Raw genomic sequence first — 14533 nt, 5'->3', positions numbered from 1 at the left:
AGGAGAGAACCCCGATGTTGCCCGCCCGCCACCACCGCCCCCCTGTCGTTCGATCGCTCCGCTGTCGCTGGCCATCGCCGGCGTGCTGCTGTCGGTCGCCGTTCCTGCCTTAGCCCAGGAGATAAAGGACAAGGCCACCGACCTGGCCCGCATCGAGGTCACCGGTTCCAACATCCGCCGCACCGACGTGGAAACCGCCTCGCCGGTGCAGGTGATCAGCAAGCAGGACATCCAGAACATGGGTGCGCGCACGCTGCTGCAGGTGCTCGACAACCTGCCGGCCGCCCGCCCGGCGCAGCAGGACGCGCGTTCGCTGTTCACCGGTTCCGACGGTGCTTCGCAGGCCAACCTGCGTGGCTTGGGCGCGCAGGGCACCCTGGTGCTGCTGAATGGTCGCCGCCTGTCGTACTACGGTGCCCCGGGCTTCCAGACCCAGTTCGTCAACATCGATGCGATTCCGGCCGCGGCCATCGAGCGCATGGAAGTGCTGACCGACGGCGCGTCGGCCGTATACGGTACCGACGCGGTGGCCGGCGTGATCAACGTGATCACCAAGCGCAACTTCCAGGGTGCCGAGATCAGCTTCACCAACGACACCTCCTCGCGCATCGATTCCTACGGTGAGCGGCAGGCCAGCATCACCGCCGGCTTCGGTGACCTGGCCGAGAACCGCTTCAACATCTATGGCGCGGTCAACATGTACCGTCGCGACGCGATTCCGCTGAGCGATTTCTACGACAAGCGGCCCGACCAGTACTACGTCAACAATCCGAACTACCTCAACAACCTGCGCCTGGGCGTGGGCAGCAAGCCGGGCGAGTTCAACCCGGGCACCTACTTCGCCTTCGATCCGGTCACTGGCCGCCGCGTGCAGGAAGCCGCGCCGGGCTGCAGGAACGTGCTGACCAGTGAAGCGGCCGGTCCGCGTTGCGTCTGGGAAACCTGGATGAACAACGAGATCGATGCCGGCGCCAAGTCCGAGCGCAACACCGCCTACCTCAACGGCACCTTCCTGGTCGGTGACAACACCGAGATCTTCGCCGAGGCGACCTACACCGACATCGACCTGCGCGCCAACGGTGGCACGCCGCGCACCTACGGCACCACCACCGGCAACCCGACCAGCTGGTTCTCGCGCAATACCGGCAACACCGTCAACCAGTTCCTGTACCCATTTCCTGGGCCCCAACAACGAATACAACCATGCCAGTCCGCAGTTGAAGGCGATGATGGGCGGGGTGGTCGGCCTGAACTACCTGCTGCAGGATGCCGGCCCGAACTATTTCGGCCAGCGCAATACCGACAAGAGCTACCGCGTGCTGGCCGGTGCGCGTGGCAACCGCGGTGACTGGAACTGGGAGACCGCCTTCGCCAGCGCCGGTACCCACTCCACCACCTACCAGACGATCAACGTCAACACCAAGGGCTTCGAGAAGGCGTTCGGGCCGTACACGATCGATCCTGGTACCGGTCGGGTGATCATCTCCGACCACCCGGCGTACAAGTTCGGCGAGATCAGCGAAGCCAACGCCGCGTTGATCCGTGAAGCGTTCCCGACCTTCGACATCCAGTCGTGGACCCGCCTGCATACCCTGGACGGCAAGATCGAAGGACCGCTGTTCCAGCTGCCGGCGGGCGAGATGCGCGCCGCGTTCGGCTTCAACGCCAGCCGTGAGACCTTCTACACCCCGGGCAATGCCGATGCGGCCAACGGTCTGATCACCCAGCAGGGCGGCTCGTGGTTCGACGGCAAGCGCAACACCTACGCGCTGTTCGCCGAGACCGTGGCGCCGATCACCGACAAGCTGGAACTGGATGCGGCGGTGCGCGTGGACAAGTACCCGAACTTCAGTGCCAACGTGGCGCCGAAGATCGGCTTCAAGTACCAGGCCTTCGACCAGCTGATGCTGCGCGGCACCTATTCCACCGGCTTCCGCGCACCGAGCCTGGCCGAGTCCGGCAACGGCGGCGTGTTCGCACAGCTCGGTGGCTTCCGTGACGAGCTGCGCTGCAACGAGACCAACGCCATCGCCAACCTGCTGCTGAAGTCGCAGCGGCCGGGTGACGTCGACCTCGGCAAGAACCTGCTGAACGTCGACTGCAGCCACACCGTGGCGCGCATGACCCAGCCGAACAAGGACCTGAAGCCGGAAAAGGCCAAGATCGCCACCCTCGGCCTCGTATACGAGCCAGCAACCTGGCTGTCGGTGTCGGCCGACTACTGGTTCATCTACCGTGACAATGAAATCGTCGCGCCGGACTACCGCCGCATGGAAGACATCATCTCGATGTCGCGCTCGCCGATCACCGACAGCGACCGTGCCAATCTTGCCCAGTTGGCGGCGATGTGCGCCGACCCGGCCAGCGGCGTGAGCTGCCCGGCCACCCTGCCGGGCTACTCCGCCGGCAACGTGGCCAGCGTGGTCGGCCAGTACAAGAACCGCGCAAGACGCTGATCGACGGCTTCGACATCGACGCGCGCAGCCGCTTTTCGCTGGGCGACTGGGGCAACCTGAACATCGGCCTGGCCGCCACCATCGCCAACCGCAACCGCTTCTACATGGACGCGGAGAACGGCTGGTACTACGGCGACGTGGTGGGCTACTACAACAACCCGCGCCTGCGTGCCACGCTCAATGCAGACTGGACCTACAAGCAAGTGACCACCAGCATGTTCGTCAACTACGTGGGCGGCACCAAGTGGGCCACCGACCAGATCGACGAAGAGAGCAACAACAAGGAAACCTGCACCGGCGGCTACCTGGCCCTGCAGAAGAGCAAGTGCGATGGTGCACCGTCGTGGTGGACCGCCAACATGAGCGTCACCTGGCGCCCGGACGATGCGTGGAACCTGAGCTTCACTGTCAAGAACCTGTTCAACCGCCTGCCGTTCTACGATCCGAACAGCTTCCTGGGTGACTCCAGTGACTACGCCACCATCTTCGGTCGTGGTTACAGTGTGACCATCGGCTACCGATTCAAGTAATTCCGTTTGCGTGACCTGGCGTGGGGGGGGGGGGGGGGCGGGGGGGGCGCGCCCCGCTGCCAAGAGGAGAGATGTCTGCCATGAAGCGTAGGGAATTCATCGCGGCCAGTGCCGCTGTCGCCGCCAGCAGCCTGCTGCCGCAGACCCCGGCATGGGCACGCGGGCGCAAGGTGCGTCTGGCAATGATCGGTACCGGCATGCGCGGGCTGGTGCTGCTGAAGGAGCTGGTACGTCGCGACGACGTCGAAGTGGTTGCCCTGTGCGACATCGAGCCGATCATGCTGGGCCGTGCCACAGAGATGGTGGCGAAGGCCGGCAAGCCCGCGCCGAAGACCTATGGCCAGGATCGTGACACCAACGCGTGGAAGCGCCTGCTGGAACAGAAGGGCATCGATGGCGTGATCATCGCCACGCCGTGGGAGTACCACGCACCGATGGCGATTGCCGCCATGCAGGCCGGCGTGGCCGTGGGCTGTGAAGTGGTGGCCGGCATCACGCTGCAGGACCACTGGGACGTGCTGAAGACCCAGCTGAGCACCGGCACCCCGTACATGCTGCTGGAGAACGTCTGCTACCGCCGCGACGTGATGGCGGCGTTGCAGATGGTGCGCCAGGGCCTGTTCGGCGAACTGGTGCACCTGCAGGCCGGCTACCAGCACGACCTGCGCGGCGTGAAGTTCAATTCCGGCGACCCCAACCAGCCCTACGACAGCGGCGTGGAGTTCGGTCCGAAGGGCTGGAGCGAAGCTCGCTGGCGCACCGAGCATTCGGTGGAACGCAATGGTGAGCTGTACCCCAGCCACGGCATCGGCCCCTGTGCGATGTACACCGGCATCAACCGTGGCAACCGCTTCACCCACATCAACGCCTTCGCGACCAAGGCACGCGGCCTGCACGAATACACCGTGGCCAAGAGTGGCGGCACCACCCACCCCAGCACCCAGGTGAAGTTCAAGCTCGGCGATATCGTCACCACCACGCTGGCGTGCGAGAACGGCGAGACCATTCTGCTGCAGCACGACACCTCGCTGCCGCGCCCGTACTCGATGGGCTTCCGCGTGCAGGGCACCAAGGGCCTGTGGATGGATGTGAACCATTCGATCCACATCGAAGGCCGCAGCCCGCCGCACCAGTGGGAGGAGTTCAAGAAGTACCAGGACGAGTACGAGCACCCGCTGTGGAAGCAGAATGCCGACACCGCCGCCAGCGCCGGCCACGGCGGCATGGACTGGTTCGTCATCCATGCATTTGTTGAAGCGCTCAAAGCCAAGGCACCGATGCCGATCGACATCTACGACGCGGTGACCTGGAGTGCGATCACCCCGTTGAGCGAGCAGTCGATCGCCAACGGTTTCCAGACGCTGGAGTTCCCGGACTTTACTGCTGGTGCGTGGAAGACGCGCAAGCCGATCTTCGCGTTCGACGGTAAGTATTGAGGTTTACACCCTTCCACGCTGTGACGGAGACGCCGGGCACTGCCCGGTGTTTCTGTTTCTGGAGGCATTCGCCTTGTAGAGCCGAGCCCACGCTCGGCTGAATTTCCGACACGCTCCCCCCCCCTGCATCAGAAAACTCTGAAATCCGACCCACTCCACAGTTTCTGACTTGAATGTGTAAACGACATCGGAGATAACGTCCCCCATGCGGTCAGACCGCATTCCGGACCAGGGACGATCCGAAGCATGACGTGGTGAGGCAACCGCCCCACGTTCTCGTTCCCGCCGGTGCTGTGTTCGTCCAGGAAGGAGAACAGGGATGTTGGAACGATTGAAGTCCATTTCGTGTGTCGCACTGGCGATGATTGCGCTGGCGAGCTTGGTTCCCGGGGCTGCGCAGGCGCAGGAGGTGCAGAAGAAATGGGAGAGCTACCTGTCGATGGGCCAGCCGCGAGCTACCGAAGCGGCGGTGCAGAAGGACATCAAGTCGCTCTTTTCCCAGTACGAAAAGGACAAACCCTTCGATTGGCATGTCAAACGCCAACGCGTCCTTGGAAAGAAGGTCATCTACGATTACCGGGTGAGACCCGAGAAGATCGTTACTACCGACTGGGTCTACATCCACTCAGGGCAGGAGTACTCATCCGAAGATCAGATTCGTAGCCTGATCCTCGCTACCCGCGTCAGCGACCCGCAGTGCCCGGCGACTTCACTCACGGAGGATCCTTGGGTGGAGCTCCTTGGACTTGGCAGGGGCGACGATGGCAGCGTCACCAACGAGGAGAAGGATTTCCATTACACCTTGAACTTCTATCATCAGAGCACTCAAGAATGCTCGTCGATAGTGGGGTGGGAGCGTGTGCGCCGGGCCAGAACGGCGCTTTGTCCGAATCGACCGTCCCTGACGTGGAATGAGGCCCTGCAGATGTGCTCCCTGGTCCAGCAGGACGAGCCGCACATGTCGCCCATGCTCTCCTACACAAGCGGGCCGCTGCCGCCGCAGCAGTGTCCTGTTGGTAACCCGTGTGATCCGACCACTGGCGATAAATCCCAGCCTGAGCCGGATTTCAGCCTTGGATGGATGAGCTTCCAACGCCACTATCACTCCCTGACAAGCACGGCGGGCGGCGCGTTGGGTACGGGCTGGACCCATTCCCACAATCTGCGGCTTACCGCAGGCGTAGACGATTCCACCTTCCCTCCCAGCTCCGAACTGAAAGTTGGGCTGATCGGCGCCGATGGCGGGCAGACCGCATTCCAGAAAGTGGGGGCAAGCTACGAAGCCATGGACGGAAGCGGCGATCGTGCGGTCCAGCAGGGCACCAACTGGCAACTTTCACGTGCCGGAGAGCGCATTTATTTTGATGCTGATGGCTTGATGCAGCGCCGCGATTTTGAAGACGGTACTTCGCTGACCTATGCACACGACAGCCGCGGCCGCCTGCTCAGCATCACCCATTCAACCGGCCGACGGGTGGACGTCCAGTACCTCGCGCCGGGCGACGATTCACTGATCTCGGCCCTGGTGATCGCCGGCCAGCCTGTGGTGAGCTACGCCTACTCCCCGGCCGGGGAACTGATCACCGCGACCTATGCAGACGGTGCCAGCCGTACGTACCACTATGAGGACGCCCGCTTCCCGGGCTACCTGACCGGCGTGACCGCCGAAGACACCCGGCGCTACAGCTGGTACGGCTACGACGCCAAGGGGCGGGTCACCTGCAGCCGCCATTCCGCCGATTGCAGCCAAGCCGACGTGGGCATTGATGGCGTGCGCCTGGAGTACACCCCGGCAGGCACCACCATCGTCACCGACGCACTGGGCAAGCAGAGTACGTACGCATTGACCGCCAGTGGCACCAGTGGCCTTCCGCGCAAGGTCAACGGCATCACCGAGAGCAACGGCAGCATCAGTCGCACCTATCTGCCTGAGGGCACCGATTTCCGGCGTCGGCTTCAGTCGGTGACCGATCGCCGTGGCGTTGTTACCAACTACGCCTATGCGGAGGCCAGCGACGCTGTCGCAGGTGCTGTCAGTGTGACCACCACCACCGAAGCGGCCGGTACTCCGGACCAGCGCGTCAGCGAGACGCGCGTGGCCATGGACAGCAATCGGCTGGTGCAGCAGACCGTCGGTAACCGTGAGATCCGCATCGCACGCAATGCGCGCCTCCAGCCAACCACCATCACCGTGCGCGACATGGTGACCGGTGATACCCGCATCACCACGCAGACCTACTGTGAGGCCGAAGGGCCGGAGTGCCCGCTGGTGGGACTGCTGCGTAGCGTGGATGGCCCACGCAGTGATGTGGCGGATGTCTCCACCTATGCCTACTACACCGCGGACGACGCGGGATGCGCGACCAGTGGTGCCTGCAGTTATCGCAAGGGCGACCTGCGCAGCGTGACCGATGCGCTGGGCCAGACGGTCGAGACCTTGGCCTACGACGCGTTCGGGCGGCCGGTGTCGGTCAAGGATGCCAACGGCGTGGTGACTGATTACACCTACCATCCCCGCGGCTGGCCGACCTCGGTCACCGTGCGCGGTGCCACCACAGCCGAGGACCGGGTGACCCAGATCAGCTACTTGCCGACCGGCCAGGTGCAACAGATCACCGAGCCTGACGGCAGCAGCGTTACCTATGTCTATGACGCCGCCCAGCGGCTGACGGACATCGCGGACAGTGCGGGCAACACCATTCACTATGCGCTGGACAACGCCGGCAACCGCCTCAAGGAAGACACGCTGGATGCAGGCGGCACCCTGCGCCGTACCCTGGCGCGGACGTTCAACACGCTTGGCCAGCTGACCGCGCTGAAGGATGCGGGCAACCACGCCACCGGCTTTGCCTACGATGCCAACGGCAACCCGCAGACGATCACCGACGCCCTGCAGCGCGTGACCAGCCAGCAGTACGACCCGCTGAACCGCCTGGCGCAGACTCTGCAGGACGTCGGCGGCGTGGCGGCGGAGATCCGCAGCCAGTACAACGCGCTGGATCAGGTCACCCAAGTCACCGACCCGAAGGGCCTGCATACGACCTATGCCTATAACGGTTTCGGTGATCTGACCGGGCAGGTCAGCCCGGACAGCGGTGCCAGCAGCTTCACCGTGGATGCCGCCGGCAATCGCAAGACGGCCACCGATGCACGCGGCGTCACCGCCACCTATCACTACGATGCACTCAACCGCCTGATCGGCATCGCCTACCCGGACCCCAATCTGGACGTGGGCTACAGCTATGACGTGGCGCCGGCCGCCTGTGCCGCCGACGAGCGCTTCGCCAAGGGCCGCCTGGGGCAGGTGCTGCATGCCAATGGCAGCACCCAGTACTGCCACGACCGCTTCGGCCAGGTCACCCGTAAAGTGCAGACCGTCAACGGTGTCGCCAGCACGCTTCGCTACGCCTACAGCAAGTCGGGACGGCTGGCCACGTTGACCTACCCCGACGGTAGCGTGGCCGACTACGTGCGCGATACCCAGGGCCGCATCAGCCAGATCGGCCTGACCCGCCCCGGCCAGGCGCGCCAGATCGTGGTGAACAACGTGGCCTATGTGGCCTTCGGCCCGGTGACCGGCTGGACCTATGGCAATGGCCGCCAGCTGCAGCGTCCGCTGGACCTGGACTATCGCCCGCAAGCGGTGCACGACCCGGCCGCGGGCGGCCTGTCGCTGGGCTACGGCTATGATCCGGTCGGCTCGGTCACCGAGCTGAAGAACGGCACGGGCTCGACGGTGCTGGCCAAGTACGCCTACGACACGCTGGGTCGCCTGACCCAGACTCAGGACGGCGCGACCGGCACGCCGATCGAAACCTATGCCTACGACGCCACCGGCAATCGGACCGCGCTGACCACCTCGGCAGGCACCGCCAGCTACACCTATCCCGCAACCAGCCACCGGCTGACCGCCGTGGATGGCGAAGCGCGCAACCATGACGCGGTGGGTAACACCAGCAGCATCGGCGGCAAGACGTTCATCTACAACGATGCCAACCGCATGAACGCGGTGAAGCAGGGCAATGCGGTGCTGGAAAGCTACGGTTACAACCACCGGGGCGAGCGCGTGCTGCGTACTCCGGCTGGTGGCGCTGCTCAGATCACCCTGTATGACGAGACGGGGCAATGGCTGGGCAACTACTCGGCCACGGGCCAGGCGCAGCAGCAGGCCATCTGGCTGGACAATTATCCGGTGGCGCTGATCAATGTGCCGGCTACCGGCGTGCCGGAGCTGGCCTACTTGCAGCCGGATCATCTGGGTACGCCGCGCGTGGTGATCGATCCGGTGCGTGATGTGGCGATCTGGGAGTGGAGCAACAAGAGCGAAGTGTTCGGCAACCAGATCCCAAGTGCCGATCTAGATGGCGATGGTGTGGCATTCGAGCTGGCACTGCGCTTCCCAGGCCAGCAGGCGACGGATGCGAGCGGGCTGTTCTACAACTATCAGCGGGAATACGACCCGGCTGTGGGGCGGTATTCGCAGAGTGATCCGATTGGGCTCAGGGGTGGGTACTCACTGTACTCTTATGTCGATGGTGATCCACTGTCCAACGAGGACTCCATGGGCCTGAAAGGCGGAAGGCCGCCAAGTCTTGCGCGACAGGGTGGCGGTAACTCCGCTCAAAGGAGAGTTGCTGCGCGTGCCCAACGTCAGGCAATCGAGTCAAACTCACATACGAATCCAATTTACTCGCGCGGACTTTCGCCCGAGGAAGTGGGGTCGTTGGAGAATGCTGCGAGCCTCATAAGTGAGCATGACTATACTCAGTATTGTGCGGCTGAGGTCTGTAGAAATGATCAAAATCAGTGCACAAGTGGTGACGTCCTGAGGGGGGGCTTTCCATCGAATCCAACCGTTGCGCAGGTCCATTCAAGAGGATGTCAGTGCCTAACTCCATATTATTCTAATCCCTCGCATCCTCTACTATCTAATCCCGAGGCGGATCCTCTTGATCTGATTGATCTGGTTCGAGACTCCATAATAAACTGGCGGTCGCGGAGGTAAGTAAATGATTTTGCGAGCATTTGGAATTCTGGTGGGGCTTGTTACGATAGCATTTGGCCTGGCTGTAATTGGCGGCGCATTGGTTGGGACTGGGCCTTGTCGAGTGAACTGTGATCTATATATGTCGATTATTCGACTGGTGGGGCAGGCGCATTACAATAAAATAATTGGGGTGGTGTGGGTCATCGGCGGCGCCATGTTTATTGTTGCTTCGATGCTGATTGGCAAGAAGAAAAGTCCGCTTCGCCGAGGCGGAAGGAAGGCGCGGTTGTAAGGAATTCCAGCAGGCTGGAAGCCGCTTTGTTCAGCATGAATGAACCCGCAACCAGCCACCGGTTGACCGCCGTGGACGGCGAAGCGCGCAACCATGACGTGGTGGGCAACACCACCAGCATAGGCAGCAAGACGTTCATCTACAACGACGCCCATCGCATGAACGCGGTGAAGCAAGGTGATGCCGTGCTGGAAAGCTACGGTTACAACCATCGCGGTGAGCGCGTGCTGCGTACCCCGGCCAGTGGCGCGGCTCAGATCACCCTGTATGACGAAGCAGGGCAGTGGCTGGGCAATTACTCGGCCACGGGCCAGGCGCAACAGCAGGCCATCTGGCTGGACAACTACCCGGTGGCGTTGATCAACATGCCGGCCACCGGCGTGCCGGAACTGGCCTACGTGCAGCCGGATCACCTGGGCACACCGCGCGTGGTGATTGATCCGGTGCGGAATGTTGCAATCTGGGAGTGGAGCAACAAGAGCGAGGTATTCGGCAACCAGATTCCGAGTACCGACCCGGATGGTGATGGAGTGGCGTTCGAGCTGGCGCTGCGCTTCCCGGGCCAGCAGGCCACGGATGCGAGTGGGTTGTTCTACAACTATCAGCGGGAATACGACCCGGCTGCGGGACGGTATTCGCAGAGTGATCCGATTGGGCTGGATGGGGGTATATCCGCGTACGCTTATGTAAACGGTGTGCCAACGCTGGCCATTGATGCGCTGGGGCTGCGGAAGAGTCTGGCGATTCTGTCCGCTTCCGAGCAAGGTGGTATCCCGCTGTTTGGTGACAATCCGTTCGGTCACATTGCTCTTGCAACAGAGTCGGGCCTATATAGCTACGGAACATCGCATGCTTATGGTTCGTCGGTTGGTGAATATATTCAGTTCCAGTTGAAAAATAGAAACGTGGAAATTGTGGAGTTCGAAACATCCGCTGCACAGGAAGCACTTATGGAGAGCGTCATGAGGTCGCACGACTGCAAGGATTACAACGTAAAATCACGCAACTGCGCAACTGCCGTGGCTGATTCGTTGATTTCAATCGACGCAATAAAGAATAGATCAATCCTTCCTGGTCGTGTTTTCCAGGATGCATATTTAATGGAGGGTGCAAAGTATTACTTCATACCAAAGGGTGGTATTATTCCATCTGCCATTCTGGGAGAGGGTAATGGAAAATAATGGTCAAGAATGGGTCTCTCGTGAACGTTATCTAAGTACCAACAATATACTGGTGCGATGTATTTTTCTCGCATTCGGCTGTGCATTCGCTCTCGGTGGATGCAAAGGTGGCCGTTTAGGAGAGCTGCAGCTGAAGCCCATTTATGCGGATCTGAGTAGTTTGTACTACGGTGGGATGTGCGAGGGTGAAGTGGGGCCAGGCACGAGCGCCGAGCGTGTTCGTGCGATGCGCATTAGTACAGTCGCTGGTGAATGTGCAGTGCTCTACTTGGACGGATTAGATAGAGCTGGTGAACTCGTGATCTATGGAGCGAAGACTGGAAATGCCCCTGAATGTTCCGCCTTGGTACGGAGGCTCGAGGTCGGACGAGCAAGTGCGGCCGTTCTCGCTAGAGCGAGAGAAATGTGTAAATAGTGATTTTCAGCTGTTTCCCGTTTTGCCGTATGTATGTGGATGCCAACCGCATGAACGCGGTAAAGCAGGGCAATGCTGTACTGGAAAACTACGTTTACAACCACCGCGGTGAGCGCGTGCTGCGCACGCCGGCCGGTGGCGCTGCGCAGATCACCCTGTATGACGAAGCAGGGCAGTGGCTGGGCAACTACTCGGCCACGGGCCAGGCGCGGCAGCAGGCCATCTGGCTGGACAATTACCCGGTGGCGTTGATCGACATGCCGGCTACCGGCGTGCCGGAACTGGCTACTTGCAGCCGGATCACCTGGGCACACCGCGCGTGGTGATCGACCCGGTGCGCGATGTCGCTATCTGGGAGTGGAGCAACAGGAGCGAAGTGTTCGGCAACCAGATTCCGAGCGCTGATCCGGATGGAGATGGTGTGGCGTTCGAGCTGGCACTGCGTTTCCCGGGCCAGCAGGCGACGGAAGCGAGTGGGTTGTTCTACAACTACCAGCGCGAGTACGACCCGGCGGTGGGGCGGTATTCGCAGAGTGATCCAATTGGGTTGGATGGGGGAATCTCAACCTTCAGTTACGCGGATCTCACTCCACAGGCTAAAGCGGACCCGCTCGGATTGGCGACATGGACTGGAACCATGACGTTTGCGGGCACTGGCGTAGGGATTGTAGGTGGTGTGGGTGGTGCAAGACTGACCCTTACGTCCGAATGTCTCAATGGCCGTCAGGCGTCCGTCGAACTCGGCTTTGCTGGGGTTGGCGTCGGCACTGGATCTCCCATCTCCGTCACCGTCTCTAATGTCACTCTCACTGGAGGCAACCTGATGTATGTCGATCCAAGCGAATTGCTCGGAGCTTCTTCCATTCTTTCGTTGGGAGCAGCGGCCGGTGGGGGGGGCTCTCTGTCAACCCTGAGGATTGGCGATGTATCTTCATTTGGAATTGGGGGGCAGGGGGGTTGGGATGCCTCGGCGAGCTACCTGATTGGGCGAAGCAGATTCATGGGGAATGGAGTTACCTGGAGCGACTGCGAATGTCATTAGAATCAGTTTTTGAAGCCCTTTGCATGCTCGCTATCGCAACGTTGTTGATAGCTTTCGTTTCGCGAATTTTTCTGGTTTGGGAGTTAAGGAGAAATTCCCCTGAACTGTGGGACACCCTTGGCAGACCTGCGATCCTGGAGCGAGATCATTTCTTAACCAAGTATCCGATCTGCGGATGGAAGCGGGTTCATAACGGCGCATCAGGAGTGCGCAAGTTGTTCCTCTTGGTGTTCTGGTTCTCGTTCCTTGTGTATCTCATATCGCTGATTCCCCTGATCGTGATCTGGATTATGCGCTGATCCTCTTCCGTTGGTCTGAAGCCATTGCGCGATGCTCTGTCCCGTGGGCCAATTGCGATTGCGACACGCTGGGCCGCCTGACCCAGACCCAGGACGGCGCGACTGGCACGCCGATCGAAACCTACGCGTATGACGCCACCGGTAATCGTGCTTCGCTGACCACTTCGGCGGGCACTGCCAGCTACACCTATCCCGCAACCAGCCATCGCCTTGCCGCCGTGGATGGCGAAGCGCGCAACCATGATGCAGCGGGCAACACCACCAGCATCGGCAGCAAGACGTTCACCTACAACGATGCCAACCGCATGAACGCGGTGAAGCAGGGCGATGCTGTACTGGAGAGCTACGCCTACAACCATCGCGGCGAGCGCGTGCTGCGGACCCCTGCCGGTGGTGCGGCTCAGATCACCCTGTATGACGAGGCGGGGCAATGGCTGGGCAACTACTCGGCCACGGGCCAGGCGCAGTTGCAGGCCATCTGGTTGGACAACTATCCGGTGGCGCTGATCAATGTGCCGAGTACCGGTGTTCCGCACCTGGCCTACGTGCAGCCGGATCATCTGAGTACGCCGCGCGTGGTGATCGATCCGATGCGCGATGCGGCGATCTGGGAGTGGAACAACAAGAGCGAGGTGTTCGGCAACCAGATTCCGAACGCTGATCCGGATGGGGATGGTGGGGCGTTCGAGCTGGCGCTACGATTCCCGGGCCAGCAGGCCACGGATGCGAGTGGGTTGTTCTACAACTATCAGCGGGAGTATGACCCGGCAGCGGGGCGCTATTCGCAGAGTGATCCGATGGGATTCGACGGGGGGGTATCTACCTTCTCCTATGTATCAGCTGATCCAGTGCAGGCGGTTGATCCGCTCGGACTGCTGGCCAATTGCACTTGCGTGGACGGTGGAGTTCATATCGACATCCCTATTCGCTTCAGTGGTGAGGGAGCTACTCCTGAGACTTTGAGAAAAATGATAAATGCAATTGAATCGACCTGGTCTGCGCCCGGATTTATAGTGACTGTTAGCCAGCCGGAGAAAGGTCGGTTAAACCGTGTTGAGGTTCCGCTGGGGAGGGGGGCGACCGTAACTGGAGGCAGTGTCGGTAAATGGTATGCAGGAAACACTGAGTGGACGGCTGCGCACGAAGCAGGGCATTTGATGAATTCAAGTACGATGGTCGTTTTGATATGTACGATGTGGTGTCGCAGGCGCCATCTCGTTCTGCCAAGCCCGTTCCGGGGTGGGAGGGAAACATTATGGCAGAGCATCTTGGCGTTCCAGACGATAGGGTTCGGGACGCTATCAAGAAGCGGTTGAGGTGCAAATGATGGTGAGTCTACGCGTGGCTGCGCTGCTTCTTCCATTGCTGGGAGGCTGCGGTACTAGCCAGATCAAACACACTGAATGGAACTCAGATTGGGTGGATGTTTCATCAGATGAGATCATTCCTGGGAACTCGACGATACTTCAGAGTGACCGCTTGGCCACCTTGAATCCGCAGAGCGAAAAGTTGATTGCTCAGTGGATGCTCGATCAGAACTTGAGCATCATGCAAGCATCGGATGCTGCTGATAAATTCGCGCCACTACAGTTGAATGGGTTAGTGCCGGCAGAGGGGGGGGCTGTTTATCTCGTCAGAGCTGCCTCGGGTGCAGGAGGCGGGAGTTTTGTCGGCTACATAAATGACAATGGGATTCTCATCTTGTACGGGGTAATGGGAAGTTGTGGGGAGCAAGTGCATCGAGTGGTTGCTGTGAGCCTGAATAAGAGGCCTGCCAAAGTCTTCGGAGGGTGCTCAGGAGCGCTTTGAAGATTCTTATGTGAGTGGGTCTGAGGTGGGAATAGGAAAGTGGGAATTTCATTTGCGAGTGCTCTGTTGGTGTGCCTGCGGGCGGG

Annotated in this window: 4 protein-coding genes and 4 pseudogenes; all 8 read left to right on the top strand. The window is 60.9% G+C overall.

The features are described 5' to 3' along the window. Nucleotides 1-14 precede the first annotated feature (14 nt). Nucleotides 15-2986, top strand: a pseudogene (locus tag ROV95_RS01930) (TonB-dependent receptor). Nucleotides 2987-3066: 80 nt separating this feature from the next. Beyond that, nucleotides 3067-4422, top strand: a complete 1356-nt coding sequence (locus tag ROV95_RS01925; RefSeq protein WP_206621093.1) for a Gfo/Idh/MocA family oxidoreductase — start codon at nt 3067-3069, stop codon at nt 4420-4422. Nucleotides 4423-4741: 319 nt separating this feature from the next. Then, nucleotides 4742-9427: an RHS repeat-associated core domain-containing protein gene (locus tag ROV95_RS01920; RefSeq protein WP_312542590.1), complete on the top strand. Its 4686-nt coding sequence runs from the start codon at nt 4742-4744 to the stop codon at nt 9425-9427. A 4-nt stretch (nt 9428-9431) separates the two neighbouring features. Further along, complete coding sequence (locus ROV95_RS01915; RefSeq protein ID WP_134972838.1) at nt 9432-9701, top strand: hypothetical protein; 270 nt, start codon at nt 9432-9434, stop codon at nt 9699-9701. A gap of 44 nt (nt 9702-9745) precedes the next feature. Beyond that, nucleotides 9746-10429, top strand: a pseudogene (locus ROV95_RS01910) (RHS repeat-associated core domain-containing protein); the annotation flags it as partial. Between the two features lie 897 nt (nt 10430-11326). Further along, nucleotides 11327-11874, top strand: a pseudogene (locus ROV95_RS01905) (RHS repeat-associated core domain-containing protein); the annotation flags it as partial. Nucleotides 11875-12706: 832 nt separating this feature from the next. Continuing rightward, nucleotides 12707-13513 (top strand): annotated as a pseudogene (locus ROV95_RS01900) (RHS repeat-associated core domain-containing protein); the annotation flags it as partial. A gap of 466 nt (nt 13514-13979) precedes the next feature. Next, nucleotides 13980-14447, top strand: coding sequence for a hypothetical protein (locus ROV95_RS01895; protein WP_312542586.1), 468 nt, complete (start codon nt 13980-13982; stop codon nt 14445-14447). Nucleotides 14448-14533: the final 86 nt, after the last annotated feature.

The organism is Stenotrophomonas maltophilia group sp. msm1 (assembly GCF_032025805.1).
GTDB classification, from domain to species: Bacteria; Pseudomonadota; Gammaproteobacteria; order Xanthomonadales; family Xanthomonadaceae; genus Stenotrophomonas; species Stenotrophomonas hibiscicola.
Note: the sequence above shows the minus strand (reverse complement) of the source record. Positions and strands in the feature narration are given on the sequence as shown.